This is a genomic window from Flavobacteriales bacterium, from assembly GCA_016124845.1.
Lineage (GTDB): Bacteria > Bacteroidota > Bacteroidia > UBA10329 > UBA10329 > UBA10329.
The window spans coordinates 1-21,224 of sequence record WGMW01000006.1 but is presented as its reverse complement, the minus strand read 5'-3'; the positions used below and the strand labels follow the sequence as shown (position 1 = coordinate 21,224).

The window sequence follows — 21,224 nt, the reverse complement described above, 5'->3', positions numbered from 1 at the left end:
TTTCTGCCAGTTGTTGGATGCATGTCAAATTGTCTTTTACACAGTTCATCCACAGTCTTTTAAAATGAAAAGCCCGACCTGTATGGTCGGGCTCTTAGAATTCGTACAGAGATGCTCCTATTTGGAATCTGCAGTTTTCTTACTTGCCGCTTTCTTCGTAGTTGTGGCCTTTTTTGCGGTTGTTTTTTTGGCTGCCGTCTTTTTAGCTACAGGTTTCTTGGTCACCTTTTCTTCTGCGGCTTCTTCAACGTTTGCTTTCGCCTTTGGTTTGGCTGCTGCTTTTTTCTTTGGAGGAATGACCACCGAAACAGCAGTTTTGCGCTTGCGTCTGACTCCGTACGAGCCTCTGGCAATTTTCCCCCTACGTGATTTGATATCTCCTTTTCCCATGATCTGTTTGATTTTTGGTTCGAGTTCGGACAAACTTAGTAAAATAGATTTTTTGGGTTTGGAACATGGCGACAGAGACAAAAAAAGCCCCATCGGACAATTCCGATGGGGCTTGAAAAAATTGGAAAAGCCTCCTATTTCGTAAGAATCAGTCTTTCCGAAACATTCAACTTTTCACTTCGCACCATTAGCGTGTAAACGCCAGATGCAAGATTATCTGTTGAGATGGTGTTGGTTCCTGCCATCTGCCCTTTGCTCTGTTCGGCCCAAACCGTTTGTCCTACAGAATTCACCAATGTAAACGTGATGTCCTGTGAAGATGCAGCCTTGAATCTGTAGGTGAAGTTTCCGTTAGATGGGTTCGGATAAACTTTGAAATCGAACTGTTCATCTTCTTTTACACCCACAGTAAGCGATGTGCAACCTTCTACATCAATATCATCCAAGAAAAGGAGGAATTGATCCAATGCATTGTGGTGGAACGCGAAATACAAACTCTGGTAGGCGTATGTTCCTGAAGGTAACTGAACCGATTGCTGCGTCCAAACGGTATCGCCATCTGTGGAAGCATCATTGTCAGCAACACTGAACAGTGCAGTTGCACCGCTGAAATCAGCTACTGCAGTACCTGAAGTTCCCACAAGAACCTCATAGCCGTCTCTGTAGCTGTTATCGCCCATCATGTGTTTCCAGCTCAATTGGCCGTCTCCATCAAGCATGGTTACAGGGCCAAAGGTCAACCAGTTGTCCGCAGCTACTGTAGTATTGGCGTGCCAAGAAGTAGAACCTACGAACCAGTTGGTGTCGCCAGGAGCCACAACTTCGTAGAAACCTGCCATCCAATTTGAAGTGTAACCGGCATTGGCAAGATTGGTGGCAACGGCCTGTTGGTCGTTGTCAATCGCTTGGAAATCGAAGTTTGGAAGATCCGTACTGTTTACACTGAAATTCTCACCGTCATAGGAGGCAAGAGTGCCACACGTGGTGGTTGGGTTTGACCCACCTCCAACACAGAAATTATGCGTGGCCGAGGCACCGAAATTCCCATTGCTGGCCGTCATTTGCACAAGTGTGGCGTTGCTTCCATCAACAATGGTGTAATCACCATCAACGTTACATGAAGACGGGTAAAGTGTTCCGTTGATGCCATCACTGTTGGCATCGTAAATTGTAAAGTCATAACAGCCCTGAGCAAGGCAGAAAGCTTCTGTTATTGTTCCAGATCCACCAGGTAGATTGTCGGTGTAAGGCCCACCAGACTCTACAACAGTATTTGAGGAGTTTCTGATCTCCCATGTGGTCTCCGATCCCCAACAGTCCAAAGTAAGTGTCAGTGTAACTCCACTACCTCCGGTGGAAACTGTAAAGCTTCCAGAGCTTTGGTCGTTGCCCGTGTCCTGATCGGTGTTGCTTCCATTCAATGTTCCAGAAACAGTTTTCGCTGTGAACGTATGACCACCGGAAGATGTAGTAAGTGAGTTCAACGTTACTGTAGTAGTACTGCCCGAACTCAGACTTCCGCTCCAATTGTAGGTAGATGGTCCATTCGAGTCAATGTAATACTGAATTTGAACAGATGTAAGCGTGGTGGTTCCATAGTTGTTCAGCGTTACAACCGGGGAGAACGTAGTTTCACAGATTGTTCCAGTAGGAGTAGAAATAGCGGAGATTCCTGCATCGTAATCGTTGGAACTTGTTGCACCGCAGTTATTTGTGGTGGTCAACGCATTACGAACTCCTGCGCAGGTTGCCCGTACAACATCCGTTTGATCATATGTAAACATGTTCTGACAGGATTCTTCGGTGTAATCCATGTAGTTTTCTACAAGTGAGTTGTTGCACGCGGGGGAGTTGCAGTATGAACCCTGAACTGTAGGAGGGGTGTCACATATGTAATCACCTTGAGTGTTGCAGTTCGTTTCAGAGTTGCAAGTATTAGTGTTCTCAAATGGATGGTAAAGCCCAAGGAAGTGACCGACTTCGTGAGTTAGTGTCCTCCCGGTCAAAGCAGCCCAGTTGCAAAGTCGGTAACCATGACTTTGGTTCGGGTCATTTCCTGTGCAGATATTAAGAATGACCACACCGTCAAGTGATGAGTTTTGCGTGACAGGATTTGTTGGCAGATACGCATACCCGGCAGTTCCTCCACCCCAGTTGTTAGGATTGGAAATATCTGCACCGTTTCCATCAATCTCAGAAACAACCCAAACATTCAAATAATAGCGGTTGTCCCAACGGCTAAGATTCTTCACAGACTGCTCGTTTGAACTTGTGATACCATTTGAGGAATATCCGCTTACCGATGTTCCATTGACGCGGTTGATACCTGAGTGCGGGTTTCCGTTAGGGTCTACACCTGCAAGACAAAACTGGATCTCAAGGTCAGGACCAGCACCTTGAGCAATTCCGCCATCGGCACTCGTTCTTCGGTAATCACGGTTCAAGGCGTCAACAGCACTTTGGATCTGTGCATCGGAAATATTCGTTCCAGAACCTACTGACTCTCCTTTGTGAATGACGTGAAACACGACCGGAATGGTGTAAACGGTAGCCGCAGTTCTCACACCTGATTCCAATTCAGCCATTATTCTTCTGGTTTCCATTCTGGCATCCTCAACACCTTGTCTGTATAGCGGGTCAGCTGCCATCAGCGCTTCCATTCTGCTTTTCTGTTGGCATTTTTCGCCTAAAGGTTGATTGGAACCGGCAGCGGAAGAAGTGCTCGGCCTAACGGGAATTGAACTCGCATTGATGTTGACCTTGCGCAGATTGTTCATCCCATTCTGTCCGAACGAAACGGCAGGAATGGTCAACACTACAAGTAGGAATAAGTAGATTTTTCTTGTCATTTGATGAGTGGTTTGAAATCGAGACAAACAAACAAAAAAAACTATTTGAACGAGGTCGTTCGGCTGTCACCGTTTAAACTTTTTGTCAGTTTGGTACCATTTGATACATAATTGAACACCTGTACTTTGCCAACAGCATGACGATCGGTCAAATGTTTAAAACTCAGTTCATAAGCTGTTCATAAGCTGTTTACAGAGCGGTTCATTCTTTGTTTAAAAAACTGAGCTGAAAATTTTGGCTGCAAAGGTATTGCTGACATACCTTTGGTTCTACCAAGTGAGAGATAAAGGGCTGGTTGATAGACCACTTTCCGAGAAACTCTACGGAGATTCAGAAGAAAGACACTCGGAAACCTTGAAGCCTTAGGGTTAGAGAGGTGAGGCAGAACTGAAAGAAGCGGAACTTCGGTAAAGCAGAAGTCGGGAAAGCCAACGGAGTAAGCAGCTTGCTGCCGAAAAGGAAGGGGAAGCCGTAATAACAGCAGCTTGGCGCTGGTTTCAGACCACGGTCTGAATTCGAAGCGAGGCGGAGATTGATCGACAGATCGGTCTCCGCTTTTGTTTTATCCGATCAGCTGTGCCGACTCATGGCCGATGCTGGTTCCAATGGCAACACCCATTCCACCCAGCCTTACGGAACAACTCACATTATCAGACAGGCTTCGGACGATAGTCTTTTTGGAGGTTCCAACTCCCATGATACCTGCCCAGCGGTGGTCTACTTCAAATTCCGTTTCGGGAAGAATGATCTCCCGCAACTTCTTTTCAAGGTCGGTTTGAATCAGTTCGGTCAGGCCGATTTCAGAAGTGGTTTCCTCGTCAAAACTCAACTGGCGGCCACCTCCAAAAAGCAAACGGTCGCCCACGTTTCTGAAATAGTAGAAACCTTCATTCATGTGAAAGGTTCCTTTGATCTTGAGGTTTGCGATGGGCTCGGTTATCAGTACCTGTGCTCTGGCAGGTTTCACATCCAGTTGGGGAAGCAACTTTGTGGCAAACCCATTTGTGGCGATATGAAGTTGTCTACAACTGATGATCCACCCATTTTGGAATTTGACCTCCACGGAGTGCCGATTATCCTGAAATTCTTCTACTTCCAGCGAGTTGAGAATGATGACGCCCGCAGCCTGTGCCAGATCAACAAGCGAACGCATCATTTTTCCCGTATCGATGGCACCTTCGTGCTGGTTTAGAATAAGATGTTCCACACTATGAAATCCGAATCGCTTGCTGTTATTCTCAACGGAATACGTGTTTCGAAGCCCTGTCGATTCCCAAATGCGTTGGTTGAGATAATTCAACTTCTCATTGCTTTCTTCAAATAGCTCGAGATCCGACTGCAAGAAGAGCTCATATCCACCGCACATTTCCAATCCTATGGCTTCATCTCCCAACAGATTCCGCAATGCATTCAGGCCATTTACGCGTTTGGTAACGGTTGCAAACACCTCTTCTTCGGTGGATGTTTTCAGATCTGCGAGCAGTTCGCTCGGGCTACCGAAACAGGCAAACCCCGCATTTTTCGTGCTTGCGCCTGATGGAAGGATGCCTCTTTCGGCAATGACCACCTTATGTTTCGGGTGCTTTTTTCTGTAATAAATGGCGGTCGTGAGACCTACAATGCCGCTTCCCACGATCAACAGGTCAACATCACGCAGATACTGATCGATCTCCCAGAAGCTTAATGCAGGCGAATGGTGATATTTGCTCATTGTCGAAATAGCTTGGTTTAAGTTCGTGAAAGTGAAACAAAAACCAAATTTGCGTGTAATAACAAATCGATGCGCAAATTTGTGCTAAGATGGCGTTGAGTAGATTGATGACACGGATTTTTACGTTTCTGCTTCTGGTTGTGTTCGTTTCGGTGACATCGGTATCGATGGCGCAGGACCGCGGTCTGGATATTTCAGGTTCCGTAAAGGAAGGCTGGAAAGGATTGGATGGAGCAAAACTCACGCTTTATAAGAACGGAAAGGTAGATCAGACACTGACCACAGAATCCAACGGTAAGTTCAACTTTTTCTTCCAGCCTGATGCCACATACATGCTGGATGTGAGCAAACCAGGTTATGTTGCCAAGAAGATCGAGTTCAACACGGCTGTGCCCGCAGATGCTTCCATGGTGTGGGATTTCGATTTTATCGTAGAGCTTTTTCAGGATCAATCTGGGCTGAACAAGGCCATATTCTCCAATCCAGTGGCCAAGGTGCATTACAACGAGCGCCACAATGAGTTCGATTACGACCTCGATTATTCCATGGAATTCCAGAAGCAGGAAGAGAAGGTTTTCGAGGAATTGGAGAAATTGAACGAGGACAAGTTCAAGGAAGAGGAAAGATTGCGCAAGGAGGCCGAGCAGTTGGCCAAGGAACAGGCCAAGCAGGCCGAAGCAGCGGCAAAAGCTCAGGCCAAGGAAGAAGCAGAGCGTTTGGCGGCTGAGAAAAAAGCGAAGGAGGAAGAAGAAAAGCGTCTGAAAGCAGAGGTTGAAGCAGCTGCGAAAGCCGAAGCGGAACGGTTGGCCGAGGAGGAACGCAAACGCAAAGAGGCTGAAGCGGAGGCCAAACGGCTGGCGGAAGAACAGAAAGCCAAAGAGGCAGCGGAGCTCAAGACCAAGGAGGACAACTATGCTTCCATTCTGAAAGAGGCAGACCAACTTCTTGCTAAGGAAGAGTACGAGCAAGCGAAGGCCAAACTGGAAGAAGCCTCAAGAATTTTCCCCGATAGAAAGGATGCGGCTTCTAAGGTGGCTCAGGCAGAAAAGGGAATGGCCAAGGTGAAAGCCGAGCAGGAAGAACGTGCCAAGAAAGAAAAGCAGTTCAATGATCTGATGGCGCAGGCAGCCGATCTGACGGCAAAGGAAAAATACGAGGCCGCCATCAACATCTATGAGACCGCTGCGGATGTGAATCCCAATTCGGATGAACCTGTTGCCAAACTCAAGGAGCTGAAAGAGACCATCGCAGCAATTGCCAAGCAGGAACAGGAGAAACTCAAACTCAAGCAGCAGTTCGATCAATTGATCGCAGATGCACAAAAGGCTGAATCTGCCGAAAAATATGAAGAGGCACGCGGGCTGTACCAAGATGCAGGTGATGTGATTCCTGATGCCGATCTGCCCAAGGAACGCATCAAAGCCATTGATGCAATTCTTGCAGAGATGGCCAAAAAGCAGAAGGAAGAACAGGAGCGTAAACTCAGAATTGCGGCTTTGCTACTGGACGGAGACAAGTTGCTCACGGCTGGAGAACTCCAACAAGCGCAAGGAAAGTATCAAGATGCGCTGGCTTTGGATCCCGAATACAAGGAGACCAAAGACCGTATTCAAGCAGTCCGTGCACGAATTGAGGAAGAGCAGAAAAAGGCGCAGCAGTTAGCTGCCAAGCAAGAGGAATTCACCAAACTTATTGCAGAGGGCGGTTCGTTGCAATCGGCTTCCAAGTTCACCGAGGCCAAGGTCAAATATGAAGCCGCTTCCAAACTTGGGGTTGATGATGCCAGTGCAAAAGCGCATTTGGCGGAGGTTGAAAGCCTCATCGCGAAAGCAGAGCAGGAGCAGCGGGCAAAAGAGAAATTGGCCAAGGAAGTGGCCGATCTGGTTAATGATGGCGTTCAACTCGTCCAGAAAAGCAAGCTCAGCGAAGCACGACAGAAAGCAAATGATGCTTTGGCGTTGATGCCAGAAAGCAAAGAGGCGAAAGGACTTGTAGAGCAGATAGACCGACTGGAGCAGGAACAGGCTGCAAAGCAAGCGGAGGAAGAAAAACGAAAGGCAGAGGAGCTTGCCAAACAGCAGGAACAGTTCAACGCTTTGATGAGCGAAGGAGCTACGCTTCAATCAGCTTCAAAATTCGATGAGGCCAGAGCAAAATATGAGGCAGCCTCTAAAGCGGGTGTTGATGATGCTGCGGCCAAGGCCAAGATGGCAGAGGTTGATGGTTTGATCGCCAAGGCGGAAGAGGAAAAACGCGCACAGGAAAAACTGGACAAGCAGGTAGCTACCCTTGTTCAATCGGGCTCAGATCTCTTTGAAAAAGGAAAATTCGATCAGGCCCGCGAAAAGCTGAACGAAGCAGTTTCGTTGAAACCAGAAGGTGACGAAGCGAAAGCATTGATTGCGAAGATCGATCAGAAGGAACAGGAACTGGCAGCAGCTAAGGCCGAGGCCGAAAAGCGCGCGGCAGAAGAACAGGCACGCTTGGAAGAGGAAAAACGACTTCAGGCCGAAGCGGAAGCAGCCGCCAAAGCAGAGGCAGAACGGCTGGCCGAGGAGCAGCGTCTGAAAGAAGAAGCTGAGAAGGAAGAGAAACGCGTTGCGGATCTAAAGGCCAAGGAAGAAGCAGAGCGTCAGGCAGCCGAGGAGAAGGCCCGCAAGGAAGAGGAGAAGCGACAGAAAGCGGAAGCGGAAGCAGCAGCGAAGGCCGAGGCTGAAAAACGTGCAGTAGAAGAACAGGCACGCCTGGAAGAGGAAAAACGACTTCAGGCCGAAGCGGAAGCAGCCGCCAAAGCAGAGGCAGAACGGCTGGCCGAGGAGCAGCGTCTGAAAGAAGAGGCAGAGAAGGAAGCGAAACGCGTTGCGGATCTAAAGGCCAAGGAAGAAGCAGAGCGTCAGGCAGCCGAGGAGAAGGCCCGCAAGGAAGAGGAGAAGCGACAGAAAGCGGAAGCGGAGGTAGCCGCCAAGGCCGAGGCTGAAAAACGTGCGGCAGAGGAACAGGCACGCCTGGAAGAAGAAAAACGACTTCAGGCCGAAGCGGAAGCAGCCGCCAAAGCGGAGGCAGAACGGCTGGCCGAGGAGCAGCGTCTGAAAGAAGAAGCTGAGAAGGAAGCGAAACGTGTTGCGGAGCAGAAAGCCAAGGAAGAAGCAGAGCGTCTGGCTGCCGAGGAAAAAGCCCGTAAGGAAGAGGAGAAGCGACAGAAAGCGGAAGCGGAAGCAGCAGCCAAGGCCGAGGCCGAAAAACGTGCGTTAGAAGAACAGGCACGCCTGGAAGAAGAAAAACGTCAGCAAGAAGCAGCAGAACTGGCCGCAAAAGCCGAAGCTGAAAAACGGATAGCTGAAGAAAAGGCCAAGTTAGAAGAGGAAAAACGACTTCGCGAAGAACAGCAGGCTGCTGCCAAAGCAGAGGTGGAACAAAAGGCCCAAGAGAATAAGTTGGCTGAACAGAAGGCCAAGGAGGAAGCAGAACGTTTAGCGGCCGAGGAGAAGGCCCGAAAAGCAGAAGAGAAGCGATTGAAAGCGGAGGCAGAGGCCGCAGCTAAGGTCGAAGCTGAGAAACTCGCGGCCGAAGAAAAGGCGCGTCAAGAACAGGAGAAGAAACTACGTGAAGAGGCAGAAGCTGCAGCCAAAGCGGAGGAAGCACGCAAAGCCGCTGAAGAAATGGCCGAACTGGAAGCGCAACAGCGTTTGAAGGAGGAGCAGGAACGAAAGGCCGCGGAGGAGGCCCAGAAACAGGCCGAATTGGCGAAGACCAAAGCCGAGGAGGAAAAACGTATGGCGGAAGAGCAAAAGCGTCTTCAGGAGGAGGCCAGAAGAAAGCAGCAGGAAGATGCTGAGCGACTGGCGAAAGAAGCGGAAGAAAGAAGACTGGCAGAGGTTCGTGAGCAGGAGCAGGAAAGACGCGAACTCTTAGCTGAGCAAGAGGCATTGGCTGCTGAGGCAAGGAGAAAGGCTGAGGAAGAAGCCCGCCAAAAAGCGGAAGAGCAACGCAAGGCAGAGGAAGCTCGGTTGGCCGAGTTGGAGCGTCAACGTCAGCAAGAAGCTGCGGAACTTGCCGCCAAGCGCGAAGCCGAGGCCGAGCGGTTGCGTCAGCAGCAGGAGATGGAAGAGATCGCCCGTCAGCAGGCTGCCGAAAGGAAATGTAAGCAGTTGCAGGCTGAGCAAGATTCCATAGCGCAAGCGGATGAGGAACGAATGGAGGCCGAGGCATCAGCCATCTTGGAAAAAGAAATGACCGAGCGCGAAACGCGGATGAGAGCGGAGGTTGAGGCGAAATTGAAAAAAGAGTTCCAAACGGAATTTGAAAAAGAGCAGAAGGAAAAGCAGTTGGCCGATCAACAGGAAGCTGCGGCAGAGGCACAATTTGAGCGTGAGCAGGAACTGAAAGAACGCAGAAAGGAGCAGGAGCGTGCACAGAAAGTGGCTATGATGGAAGCGCGCAAGCGGCAGGAACTTGAGGCTTGGGAACGCAGAGAAGAGGAACTTTCAAAGCAGCAAGAAGCGCGGGAACTGGCCGAAGAGGCGCGCAAGAAAAAATCTGAACAGGAACGATTGGAGCATGAGGCTGAAATGGCACGTGCAGAGGAAGTGGCCCGTATTGCTGCCGAAAAGAATGCCGAACGTGCCGCAGAACTTGAGGCCAGAAGGTTGCGCGAAGAAGAGGAGAATGAGCGTAAAAAGGCACTTGCCGAAGAATGGAAACAGCTTCGGGAGCAGGCAGAAGAAGAGCGGAAACTGGAGCAGCAGCGCTTGGATCAAGAGAAGATCGAGCGTGCGCAGAAGTTGAAAGCGGAACAGGAAAAGGCAGAGGAGCAGGAACGCATCCGCAACGCAGAAGAAATGGCGGAAGCAGGTCGCATTGCGCAGGATAAGAAGGAACTCGAACGTAAACTGCGCGAAGAGCAAGAGCAGAAGCGAAAGGAAGAGATCGCTCTCAAAGAAGAGAACTATCGCAACAAGATGGAGTTCGAGAAGAAGGCAAAGGAGCTTGCCGCGAGTTCAGCTGAGTCAAACCGTGCCGAATACGAAGAGAAGGTCCGCGCAAGGCTGAAGGCTGAATACGAGGAGAAACGAAAGGCACTCGAAGCCATCGAGGAGCAGAAGAAAGCCGCGTCAGCTTCGATGGAGGAGAAGCCAACGCAGTATCAGATGGATCTTGCAGCATCATATCCAATGGGCGTGACCGAAGAATCTGAAGTGAAGGAGAACCGCGAGATCAAGCATGTCATCGTCAAACGCAAAGAAGGCGTTGCTGACCGTTACACGCGTGTGAAATGGAATTGGGGCGGTGTGTACTACTTCAAGAACGACAAGAGCACGTCCAAAGACATCTACGACCTTGGCATACAATGGTGATCATCGCGTCATGATTTTTCGGGTCAACTGTTCCTCTCCAGACGAAATGCGCACCAGGTAAATGCTTGTTGCAACTGGCAGATCAACGACCGTAGTGCTGCTTCCAGCAAGCGATTTCGAACAGATCGATCTTCCCGCATAGTCTACAACGGTGAGTTGTAGATCATCATTCAGCACATTCCTTATCTCAATCCAATTTCCTGTTTGAAGAATCTGAATTTCTTGGAGTCGGCTGGTTTCCGCTACTCCCAAATGCGTGGTGGAAACTTGAAGATACGAGGTGTCCGAACCACAGTCAGAGTAAGCAACATGCATCACCTCGTAAGTGACATCATCATTCGGGTATTCGTGAGTGGGATTTTCTTGGGTTGAGGTGCTTCCATCACCGAAATCCCAGAAATGGTCGGTCGCATTTTCGTTCAGACCATAAAAATCGAATGTAAATGAACCGACCATCGTATCGGTGGCATTGGAAACCACATCCTGATGGCCGATATACCAGTTGCTCAAACTGTCCAGCACCACATCTTGCGCAAGCTGTTGCAAGGTTTCGGCATCGGTTTGCCCAATACTGGAATAGTATGGAATGCCAACAGGCGATTCGCGGAAAATGGTAGCGTAGAAAATGCACGCATTCAAGTAAGTGCCCCACGCACTCGGATGGCTGCCATCGTTTGAATAAAGTCCGTTCCAGAATGTACTGTTCGTGAGTTTCATCTGCTGCCAAGCGGCACCGCACGGAGCAACAGTGGCATCGTTGTCGGAACCCATTTGAAGGTAGCTTTGGCGAAGACGCGCATTCATGCCTTCGAACGTGCAAAGCGGTGGGTAATTCGCACAGTTCGACTGGTCGCCATCGCGTCTTCCCCAGGTCATGAAAAAGACAGGTTCCGTGCATGCGTAATTCGATTTGATCGAATCGACCAGAACCTGTGCAAACGGAAAACAATCGCTGGCCACCTGCGATGGCGGGAACGATGGAATCTGACTTTGTTCCTGAAGCACCACGTAATCCCAATTGCGGCTGGCAATCTTACTCAGCGAGGTGGCGTTGGTCGAATGCTGGTTAAAGGTGTAGCCTCCAGGCGTGTTCTGATCGTGGTAGATGGTGTCGCCTCCCGCCAGAGCCAAGTTGTAAAGCGTTCCTGGCAGGTCGGACGTGTACGTGTAGCTGTTTCCGAGAAATAAAATGGATGTCTGCTGCGCGAATGAGTTCAGCGAAGCAAAAACGAGCAAAAGCGTTAAGGATTTTTTCATGGTAAGAGTGGTTGATTACAAGCCAAGACGACAGCCGTCAGAAATGGAGGCGTGCCTTGGGCGTGATGGAAAGCCCATCAAAGGCATTTTCCAAGAATTTGAAATAACCGACAATGCTGATCATGGCCGCGTTGTCGGTGCAATATTCAAACTTGGGAACATGCGACCGAATGCCATATTTCTCCGCCAGCCCATCGAACCGTGACCTCAGTTCGCTATTGGCCGAAACACCTCCCGCAAGCGCAATATCTTTCACATCATAATGGATAAGCGCATCCTCCATTTTCGAGAGCAGATAGGAGATGATGTGATGCTGATATGAGGCGCAGATGTCGTTCAGATTCTCATCAATGAACTTTTCATTCTGCCTCATTTCTGCTTGAAGTTGATACAGAAATGATGTTTTGATACCGCTGAAGCTGAAATCGAAACCGTCTGTTTTCGGAATCGCATAGCTGAATTTGGAAGCATCGCCTGTTTTGGCCAATCGATCAATAACGGGGCCGCCAGGATAACCGAGGTTCAGGATCTTGGCAGCTTTGTCAAACGCTTCGCCAGCCGCATCGTCAATGGTTTTGCCCACAACGGTCATTTTCAGAGGAGCTTCTATCAGCACGATCTGTGTGTGGCCGCCACTCACCGTCAGGCACAGAAATGGGAATTCGGGCATCGGCTTGCCTTCATCAATGAAGTGCGCCAGAATGTGTGCTTTCATGTGATCCACACCGATAAGCGGAATGCCCAACGCCAACGAAAGCGTCTTTGCAAACGACCCGCCCACGAGCAGACTTCCCATCAGGCCGGGACCTTCGGTGAAAGCGATGGCATCCAATTCTTCCTTGCCAACGCCTGCGGTTTTCAGCGCATGTTGCACCACGGGCACAATATTCTTCTGATGTTCGCGTGATGCCAGTTCAGGAACCACGCCACCATATTGCTCATGCACAGCCTGATTTGCCACTACATTTGCCAGCACGCGATTGCCTTGCAGAATGGCCGCAGAAGTGTCATCGCAAGAAGACTCAATGGCCAAAATGAGCGGTGAACTTAGCGCGGCATTGTTATTGGTTACCTTTGAGGTCACAGTTTTCGCAGGTCGATGATTTTCAAAAGTATCAAAAAGGCATTCGCTTGGGTGACGTTTCTGACGTTGCTTCTGGTGCTGCTCATCGGTGGCGGATATGTGGCACTTCGGAGTCCGCGCGTGCAGACGCGCATCACCCAGTACATTGCTGGTTATCTTTCTGATGAGCTGAAAACCACCGTGAAAGTGGAAGGTGTTGATATCGGTTTCTTTAACAGATTGATCTTGGAAGGGCTGTATGTGGAAGACCTGAAAGGCGACACGCTTGCTTATCTGAAAGACCTTCAACTTGGGTTGAAATACCTGAGTTTGGACAAGGCACAATTGCAGTTTACTAAGGTTCGGATTGATGATCTGAAGTTTCATCTGCACAAGTATGAAGGGGATGAGAAGCTCAATCTTCAGTTCCTGATCGATTATTTCGCTGGACCGAAAGACACCACCAAAGTGGCCAAGGCGTGGGACATCCGCTCAGATGCATTGGAACTGAGAAATGCCTCGTTCCAACTTCGGAACCATTATTCGGAAAAGACACCGATAGGTATCGATTACAAGGATCTGGATGTGCGCAGGATCAATCTGTTGATAAACGGAATTCGCATGGATGCGGATACAATCTATGGCAATGTGGATCAATTGAACTGCTACGAGAACCGTGGGTTTTACCTGAAGAATTTCCAAGGAAAGGCCAAGGTGAGTCCAGCGGAGCTGAAAGTGGATGACCTTGCCATTGAAACGGCCACCAGCAATCTGAAACTCGACCTGCATTACACGTACCATTCGTGGTCGGATTACATTTCGTTTGTCGATAGCGTGAACATGGGTTACGATTTTCAGGAATCGGTGATCGATTTTGATGACATCGCTTTTTTCGCGCCTGCGCTGAACGGATTGAAAGAGAAATTGCGCATTTCGGGTCACGTGGATGGACCTGTTTCTTCCATGAACGCGCGCGACCTGAAGATCGCCTACGGAAAGGTCACTTCTCTGGAAGGAGACATTGACATAGATGGGCTTCCGAACATCAATGAGACCTTCCTGCATCTCAATCTCAAGCAGTTCACCACGCGCTATTCCGATCTGGTGGCCATTCCACTGCCACCGTTCAATTCTGGTAAGCGGCTTTCGGTTCCTGAGAATCTTTCCAATCTCGGAAAACTGCGGTTCCAAGGATCCTTTACGGGTTTCGTCAACGATTTTGTGGCTTACGGAAAGCTGAAGACAGACATCGGTCAATTGCAAACAGATATCAGCCTGAAGCAAGGGGAAACTCCTCAGGACTTTGCTTACGAAGGTGAGTTGCGTTCCATCGATTTTGACCTTGGGAAATTCTTTGAGACCGACAAATTGGGCCGTGTAACGCTGAATGCCAAGGTGAATGGAAAAGGACTGAACAAAGAGGACATCAACGCAAACTTGGAAGGCCACATTGCCTCGGCCGAACTGGTGAGTTATGACTACAGGAACATTGAGGTGAACGGCACGTTTGCCAAGAGCAAGTTCGATGGGTTTCTGGCCATCACCGAGCAGAATATCGACCTCGATTTCACGGGAAGTTTCGACCTCAGTCAGAAATTGCCGCAGTTCAACTTCCATTCGGATGTGCGCCACGCCAACCTTTACGAGCTCAATTTTCTGCGCAAGCGCGAAGGAGCGACCGTTAGCGGTGTGCTGGATGTGAATTTTACTGGCGATGACATCGACAACATTCTCGGTCGCATTGACATTGACAGTGCCAAGTACCAGCAGGAAGGAGATGAACTTTATACGGTCGATGCCTTTTCGTTGGAAGTGACCGAAGAGGAAGGCAATTCAAAGCGATTGCGGCTACGTTCAGAGATGATCGATGCGGATTTCAACGGCAAATTCACCTTCAAGAACATTCCGAAGGCGGTGAACAATATGTTGAAGAAACACCTGCCGAGCTATGCGGCAGATTTTGAGACATTGAAGGAGAATGAAGGACTGGAGTTCAATTTCGATATCGCACTCAAGAATACCGAACTGCTCAGTTATTTCTTCGCAAAAGACCTGATGGTGAGCGACAGCTCCAGTTTTGTGGGCAATTATTCTTCGAGCAAGAATGAGGTCTATCTGAGCGGGAAATTGCATGAAGTGCGGTTCAAGAATGTGGTGTTGGATGATGTGGACATTCAGGCGGAAAACCCTGGGAAGGAATTCGAGCTGGGGCTTTCGGCAAGTAAGGTCAACCTTACAGACAGCATGTTTCTGGCGGCCTTTCAAATTCGTTCGTTCACGTTTGATGACAGTCTGGGCGTGGTGCTTACTTGGAACAACAAGACCAAGATCGAGAACCGTGGTTTCATTCAAGGTGTGGCATCGTTCCCAAAGAACGAGGTGGTCAGTTTCCACTTGGAGGAATCGCGGGTGAATATTGCCGATATGCGTTGGATGGTGGCGGAGAACAACCTTCTGCGTATCGATACCACGGCTTTCGAATTCTCGGATTTCCGCTTCTTCAATCGGGCACAGAGCATCGGGCTCAATGGTATCATCTCCAAGGATCCCCAATCGAAATTGAACGTGAAATTGGACAATTTCGACCTGAAGAACTTCAATCTTCTGACGCAAGGCGGAGGCATTACGCTGGATGGAAACATCTCAGGTTCGGCCCAACTTTCTGGTCTCTACGACAAACTGTTCCTCACTAACCAATTGAAAGTGGATTCGCTGGTGCTGAACGATGTGCTTATCGGTGATGGTGAACTGAACAATTCGTGGATCCCTTCCACGCGGAGCATACAGGTGTTCGGCATGTTCAAACGGGCAGATATGACCTCGCTGAGTGTGGTGGGCGAGTTTCTGCCAGGTGCCGACCGCAAGCAGAATTTCAACCTGCGCGCCACGGTGGAAGAGCTGCCTTTGAGTGTTTTCGACCCGTACATTCAAACGGTGCTAAGCGATGTGGTAGGAACCGCCAAGGCGAACCTGACGCTGAAAGGAACCACGAAAGCTCCTGAACTGGAAGGAACGGTGATATTGAATGAGGCCAATCTGCTGTTCACGTATCTGAATACGCATTTCTCCATCAGTGATACGGTGGAGGTGCACAAGGACGGTTTCTTTTTCCGCGACCTGACCGTGATGGATGAGCTGGGCAAAAAAGGCAAGGTGAATGGTTGGGTGAAGCACGATGCGTTCAAGAATTTCCGCTTCGATGCCAATTTAGATGTGGAGGATTTCTTTGCGCTGAACACCAACTCGGCCATGAACTCGCTGTATTATGGAAAGGCGTACGGTTCCGGGCAGGTTCATTTTTTCGGTGACCCGAAGAACATGCACTTGGAGGTGGCCATGAAAACTGAGCGTGGCACCCGCTTCAATATTCCGCTTTTCGGTGCCAAGAATGTGGATGAATCGGAGTTCATCACTTTCGTAAAACCCAAAGGGGAGAACGACAAGATCGAGTTGGAGAATGAATTTCAGGTCAACTTTAAGAACCTGACGCTTGAACTGGACGTGGAAGTGACCTCTGACGCGGAGGTGCAACTGATCTTCGACCCGAAAGTGGGCGACATCATCAAAGGCAAAGGCGATGGGAACATCCGCATGACGTTGGACAATTCGGGTCACTTCCGCATGTTCGGAGATTATTACATCAACAAGGGCGAATACCTCTTCACACTACAGAATATCGTCAACAAGAAATTCTTGATCAAGCAGGGCGGAACCATCAACTGGAGCGGAAGTCCGTACGATGCAATCATCGACATTACTGGAACCTACGGAGTGCGTACATCGCTCTACGACCTCATGTATCCCGATACGAGCAATTCCAATTACAAGAGGCGTATTCAGGTGGACTGCATCCTGCACATGACGGGAAATCTTATGAATCCGAACATCGATTTCGATGTGGGACTGCCGAACTCCGACAACCAGACATTGACCGAGGTGAAGAACCGCATCGGGGTGGGGAACGTGCAGGAAATGAACCGACAGGTGTTCGGTCTGCTGGTGCTGAACCGCTTCTTCCCCATTGAGAGCCAGAACCAGGCGCTACAACAGGCGGGAGGGTTCTTCTCATCCAGTTCAGCCGAGATGATCTCGAACCAGTTGAGCAACTGGCTGTCCAAGATCAGTAACGACTTCGATATCGGGGTCAATTACCGACCTGGCAACGAGATCACCAGCGATGAGCTGCAGGCATCGTTGAGTACGCAGCTGTTCAACAGCCGCATCATCGTGAACGGAAATGTGGGTGTGACCAACACGCAGTCGAGTTCGAGTAATATTGTGGGTGATGTGAACATCGAATACAAGATCACTTCCGATGGCCGTTTCCGAGTTCGTGCCTTCAACAAGAGTAACGACATCAACACGCTGACGCAGAACGCGCCCTTTACGCAAGGTGTCGGTATCAGTTACCAGCAGGAATTCGACCGCATCGGTGATCTTTTCAGAAGACGCAAGAAGAAGGATTATGATCCTCCGCAGGGGAATTGACAGGTTGATTTATTGCACAGAGATTTATTGGAGAGATTGAGGTTCACAGAGGGGAATCTTTGCGCTCTTTGATTGAACTCTTCGCCTTTGCGGTAAGAGCCTTAAGTCTCTGTGGGTCTCAAAATCTCATAACTTCTCTGTGCAACAGAAATCGTTAAAGCACCTGCTTAAACGGCAAACATTTCACGGTCATGATGCCCGCCATGACGGCCGGGTCGGCCTGCGCGAAGAGTTCGGCCATGGTATCGTTCTCGGCCTCAAATACGACCATGCCGAAGTTGCTGGTATTATCCACAGGCAGGTCGGTCTTACCCACGTACTTCACGGTTCCGCGTTTGTGCTGGCGTTTCAAACGCTCAAAATGGTCTTCAATGATCTTGTTCTCCTTGTCTGTCCAACTGCTTGGGTCTTGGAATTTCGGAACAAGGTTGATGATGTAGATGTAGTCTCGCATGGTGGTTGAATGGAACTGAAAAATTAGGAATTAAAAATTAGTCCATGGTCCACGGTCCACGGTCCACGGTCGATTTTAACGGACTTGCTTACCGTGGACTGTGGTCTGTGGATCATCTCACTCCAAAATTGGGCACCGCTCAAACGGTTTTTCCCGATCGAAGAGATAGCGGTATGTGGCATGGGTGCGCCAGATCTCAGCACCGAGCTGTTCGCAGACCTTCATCATTTTGGGGTTGAAATCCCCGATCCAGTTCATTTCAATGGTCTTGTATGGCAGGCCCTGATTCCACGCAATGTCAGAGTAGGAGACCACCATGGCACTTTCCACACCTTTGCCGTGCCATTCGGGAATTACTCCGAAAACCAATCCGAGCATCTTCTTGCAATGCCCCATTTTCATGTGGTAGGCGAACTTCAGTTTCCCAAGCCAGTTCATGTTTCCGTTCACGTATTTGAACAGCTGGTTCAGTTCGGGGATGGAAAGAAAGAACGAGATAGGCTGGTCTTTGTAAAAACCGAAGTAGATGAGACGCTCGTCAGCAATCGGTTTCAGTTTCCCGAACATCTTCTGCGCCTGTTCCAGCGTCATGGGTTTTACGCCAGAATGGCCGCCCCACGCCTTGGTATACACCTCATGGAAATACACGGCCGCCTTGTCAAAATCCTTCTTCTTAATGTATCGGAAACTGATGTCGGGATTGTCCAAAGCTTGCTTGGCTCGCTCGTAAAACCGTGGCTCGAAGTCTTTCGTTTTCTGTACATCGCGGCCATAGGTGTACTGCTTGAAATAAAGCTGAAAACCATAACTCTCGTAGAGTTTCTGGTAGTAGGGCGCATTGTACAACATGCCATAGTTCTGCTCCGCGAAGCCATCGATCAGCACACCCCAGTTCTTGTCGCGTTCGCCAAAATTCACGGGGCCGTCCATGGCCTCCATGCCACGCTGCTTGAGCCAATCCCGCGCAGCGTCAAAGAGGATGTTGGCGGCCTCTTGGTCATCAATGCAATCGAAAAAACCTGCACCGCCCGTGGGCTGGTCTTCCGTGTTGTAGGTCTTTCCGTTCACGAAGGCCGCAATGCGCCCGATGGTCTTGCCGTCCTTTTGCAGCAGCCAACGGATGGCCGCGCTATTCTCATAATTGAAGAAGCGGTTGGTCTTCGGGTCGAAAACATCTTTGGTCTCCTGATCGATGGGGCGGATGTAAAGCGGGTCATCCTTGTACAATCGGGTGGGGAAGAGCACCCATTCGTTCTCCTGCTGCTTGTCCTTGACCTCAACGATTTCCATGCAAAATTGAATTTCAGCGAACATAGCAAGAATGAACGTACGAATTGACATTTGTCAATTGAGCCGTATACAGTCGCCTGTTAACCGACCACCCAATAAACCTACTTTTGCCCCATGTCATTCATCAAGGATAAAGTAGTGCTGATAACGGGCGGGAGCTCGGGAATCGGCAAGGCGTGTGCTGAGCGGTTCGGTCGCGAGGGCGGACGCATCTGCATCACAGGCAGAAATGCCGAGAATCTGGAAGTTGCGGCCGAGGAACTCCGCGCCAAGAACATCGAGGTGATCACCGTGCAGGGCGATGTGGCCAACGAGACGGATTGCGTGCGCATAATCAACGAGACGCTGAACAAATACGGCCGCATCGATGTGCTCATCAACAATGCGGGCATCAGCATGCGGGCGTTCTTCCTGCATCTCGACCTGACTGTGATCCGCCAGTTGATGGAGGTGAACTTCTTCGGCACGGTGTATTGCACCAAGTACGCGCTGAAGCAACTGCTGAAGTACAACGGTTCGGTGGTGGGCATCTCTTCGGTGGCCGGATATCAGGGACTTCCTGGACGCACGGGTTATTCGGCATCCAAGTTTGCGATGGAGGGCTTTCTGAAGGCGTTGCGCTTGGAGAACCACAATACGGGGCTGCACGTCATGATCGTGAATCCGGGTTACACCGAGAGCAACATCCGCAAGGCGGCCTTGGTGGCAGATGGCAGCAGTCAGGGAGAATCGCCACGCGATGAGGGTCGGATGATGACCTCGGAGGAGGTGGCCGACCACATTTACAACGGGGTGAAGAACCGCAAGCAGCGCGTGGTGCTTACCCGCGAAGGAAAACTGTCGTATTACCTCAGCAAGCTGCTTCCGGGGTTTGTAGACAGGCAGGTGATTAAGACCATTGAGAAAGAAGGTGATCTACCTAAATAGGTTTCAGGTCATCAGCTTTCAGGTATCAGGAATTATTGCACAGAGAATAAAGAAGAGATGGAGATTCACAGAGAAGGACTCAGTATTCTCAGCGTAAACTTGCGGTTCAATCATTTCTCAAATCATCAATCGTAAATCGTAAATCAATATGAAGGTTTTCCTCATAGGATATATGGCCAGCGGCAAGTCCACGGCCGCAAAGAAATTGGCCAAGGCATTGGACCTTACCGTGGTGGATCTGGATGCCGAGATCGAGAAAACGGCAGGTATGTCCATTCCAGAGATCTTCAAGACAGAAGGGGAGATGGCTTTCCGCAAGCGGGAGCAGACCGAACTGCGCAAGTGGTTGGAGAAGGACGGTTTTGTGATGGCCACAGGCGGTGGCACGCCCTGTTTCTTCGAATCGATGGATGAAATGAACGGAGCGGGAACCACCGTTTACCTACAGATGGCACCCAAGGCCATTGTAGACCGTGTGCTGGCAAGTAAGGACGAACGCCCCATTCTGAAAGGACTATCTGCCGAAAAGATGCTGGAGAAAGTGGAGAAGCAGTTGGAGAAACGGGAGCCTTTTTACAGCCGCGCCAATGTGGTGGTAAATGGGGTGAATCTGGATGTGGAGGAGTTGGTGGCTCAACTCAAATAAGAATTAGGTTTTGACCCCCTCGGCCTTCGGCCACTCCCCCTCTCGAAAGGGGAGTGTTGGTGGGAATTTGCAACGTTGGTTCAAAGAGACTGCTCCCCTCCTTGGGAGGGGTTGGGGGAGGTTCACTCCAAATAAACCGCCATTTCGCCATTCAGTTCCACGCGCACGTGTTCCTGTAGCGTGGTGCTCAGGTGTAGCCCCACATAATCGGCCTTTACGGGAAAACGCTTGTGATCGCGGTCAATGAGTGCCACGGTGCGCAGCGCCTTTAATCGCACCTCCAAAAAGTATTTGATGCCATAGATCAGCGTCTTGCCGCTGTTCAGCACATCATCCACCAATATCACCACCTTGTCCTCCACATCGGCCTTTTCAAGTTCTACGGATGGGTCACCGCCCAGCGGGTTCTCCTTATCGATCTTCACAGAAACCAGCGTTACCTTGATGTCGGAGAAGTTCTTGAGCCGCTCGCACAGCAACTCGGCCAGTGTGTAGCCCATACCGGCAATGCCGCCCACAATGATCTCCTTCTCATCATAATGGTTCTCATAGATCTCGAATGCCAAACGGTCTATCTTCTGGTTGATCTGCGTTTCATTGAGGACAACGGTCTGTACTGCGCTCATCGGATTGGAATTTGGGTGCAAATTAGCCAAAATGATTATCCGCAATCCGACCCCGTAAATTGGTTACGGTGCATGGTTCTTGGTTTGTGTCAAAACTAAGAACATGATGACATTCAAGGATTTTTTCGAGCGGTTCGCTGACGAACAGAGCTGTCTGGAACATTTTGT

12 protein-coding genes are annotated in these 21,224 nt (G+C 49.8%); 4 read left to right on the top strand and 8 right to left on the bottom strand.

The genetic code is table 11. The features are described from left to right. Positions 1-117 precede the first annotated feature (117 nt). The 3 genes from GC178_02125 to GC178_02115 form a co-directional block, all read right to left on the bottom strand. Complete coding sequence (locus GC178_02125; protein ID MBI1286351.1) at positions 118-483, bottom strand: 30S ribosomal protein THX; 366 nt, start codon at positions 481-483, stop codon at positions 118-120. A 41-nt stretch (positions 484-524) separates the two neighbouring features. Then, a complete protein-coding gene (locus GC178_02120) occupies positions 525-3,239 on the bottom strand; it encodes a T9SS type A sorting domain-containing protein (protein MBI1286350.1) in 2,715 nt (904 codons plus the stop codon). A 563-nt stretch (positions 3,240-3,802) separates the two neighbouring features. Next, positions 3,803-4,951, bottom strand: coding sequence for an FAD-dependent oxidoreductase (locus GC178_02115; GenBank protein ID MBI1286349.1), 1,149 nt, complete (start codon positions 4,949-4,951; stop codon positions 3,803-3,805). Between the two features lie 89 nt (positions 4,952-5,040). Here GC178_02115 and GC178_02110 point away from each other — a divergent pair, with 89 nt between their 5' ends. After that, positions 5,041-10,305: a hypothetical protein gene (locus GC178_02110; GenBank protein ID MBI1286348.1), complete on the top strand. Its 5,265-nt coding sequence runs from the start codon at positions 5,041-5,043 to the stop codon at positions 10,303-10,305. Here the strand turns inward: GC178_02110 and GC178_02105 are convergent, their stop codons facing one another. Continuing rightward, a complete protein-coding gene (locus GC178_02105; GenBank protein MBI1286347.1) occupies positions 10,306-11,562 on the bottom strand; it encodes a T9SS type A sorting domain-containing protein in 1,257 nt (418 codons plus the stop codon). 37 nt (positions 11,563-11,599) lie between these two features. Then, positions 11,600-13,012: a tRNA (adenosine(37)-N6)-threonylcarbamoyltransferase complex transferase subunit TsaD gene (gene tsaD, locus GC178_02100; protein MBI1286346.1), complete on the bottom strand. Its 1,413-nt coding sequence runs from the start codon at positions 13,010-13,012 to the stop codon at positions 11,600-11,602. On the opposite strand from tsaD, the gene GC178_02095 reads away from it, so the two are divergent. Continuing rightward, positions 12,662-17,113 carry a hypothetical protein gene (locus GC178_02095; protein ID MBI1286345.1) on the top strand — a complete coding sequence of 1,484 codons (4,452 nt, stop codon included), beginning with the start codon at positions 12,662-12,664 and terminating at the stop codon, positions 17,111-17,113. The genes tsaD and GC178_02095 overlap by 351 nt on opposite strands. Before the next feature lie 154 nt (positions 17,114-17,267). On the opposite strand, the gene GC178_02090 is transcribed toward GC178_02095, so the two are convergent. Then, positions 17,268-17,567 carry a hypothetical protein gene (locus GC178_02090; protein ID MBI1286344.1) on the bottom strand — a complete coding sequence of 100 codons (300 nt, stop codon included), beginning with the start codon at positions 17,565-17,567 and terminating at the stop codon, positions 17,268-17,270. A 117-nt stretch (positions 17,568-17,684) separates the two neighbouring features. After that, on the bottom strand, positions 17,685-18,857 hold the full coding sequence (locus tag GC178_02085; GenBank protein ID MBI1286343.1) for a hypothetical protein: 1,173 nt from the start codon (positions 18,855-18,857) through the stop codon (positions 17,685-17,687). A 123-nt stretch (positions 18,858-18,980) separates the two neighbouring features. On the opposite strand from GC178_02085, the gene GC178_02080 reads away from it, so the two are divergent. Beyond that, the gene (locus GC178_02080) at positions 18,981-19,784 is read left to right on the top strand and encodes an SDR family oxidoreductase (protein MBI1286342.1); all 804 of its coding nucleotides are present in this window, start codon (positions 18,981-18,983) and stop codon (positions 19,782-19,784) included. A gap of 148 nt (positions 19,785-19,932) precedes the next feature. Beyond that, positions 19,933-20,430: an AAA family ATPase gene (locus GC178_02075; GenBank protein ID MBI1286341.1), complete on the top strand. Its 498-nt coding sequence runs from the start codon at positions 19,933-19,935 to the stop codon at positions 20,428-20,430. A 122-nt stretch (positions 20,431-20,552) separates the two neighbouring features. Here GC178_02075 and GC178_02070 read toward each other — a convergent pair whose 3' ends face one another. Beyond that, on the bottom strand, positions 20,553-21,056 hold the full coding sequence (locus GC178_02070; protein MBI1286340.1) for a phosphoribosyltransferase: 504 nt from the start codon (positions 21,054-21,056) through the stop codon (positions 20,553-20,555). Positions 21,057-21,224: the final 168 nt, after the last annotated feature.

Excerpts from the sequence above, each read along its gene's own strand:
- GC178_02125 (MBI1286351.1), bottom strand. The coding sequence starts at position 483 with ATGGGGCTTTTTTTGTCTCTGTCGCCATGTTCCAAACCCAAAAAATCT.
- GC178_02120 (MBI1286350.1), bottom strand. The coding sequence starts at position 3,239 with ATGACAAGAAAAATCTACTTATTCCTACTTGTAGTGTTGACCATTCCT.
- GC178_02115 (MBI1286349.1), bottom strand. The coding sequence starts at position 4,951 with ATGAGCAAATATCACCATTCGCCTGCATTAAGCTTCTGGGAGATCGAT.
- GC178_02110 (MBI1286348.1), top strand. The coding sequence starts at position 5,041 with ATGGCGTTGAGTAGATTGATGACACGGATTTTTACGTTTCTGCTTCTG.
- GC178_02105 (MBI1286347.1), bottom strand. The coding sequence starts at position 11,562 with ATGAAAAAATCCTTAACGCTTTTGCTCGTTTTTGCTTCGCTGAACTCA.
- GC178_02095 (MBI1286345.1), top strand. The coding sequence starts at position 12,662 with ATGATTTTCAAAAGTATCAAAAAGGCATTCGCTTGGGTGACGTTTCTG.
- tsaD (MBI1286346.1), bottom strand. The coding sequence starts at position 13,012 with ATGAAACTTCAGATCATCAATCCGAACCTTAGTAAACTGCAATTGTGC.
- GC178_02090 (MBI1286344.1), bottom strand. The coding sequence starts at position 17,567 with ATGCGAGACTACATCTACATCATCAACCTTGTTCCGAAATTCCAAGAC.
- GC178_02085 (MBI1286343.1), bottom strand. The coding sequence starts at position 18,857 with ATGGAAATCGTTGAGGTCAAGGACAAGCAGCAGGAGAACGAATGGGTG.
- GC178_02075 (MBI1286341.1), top strand. The coding sequence starts at position 19,933 with ATGAAGGTTTTCCTCATAGGATATATGGCCAGCGGCAAGTCCACGGCC.
- GC178_02070 (MBI1286340.1), bottom strand. The coding sequence starts at position 21,056 with ATGAGCGCAGTACAGACCGTTGTCCTCAATGAAACGCAGATCAACCAG.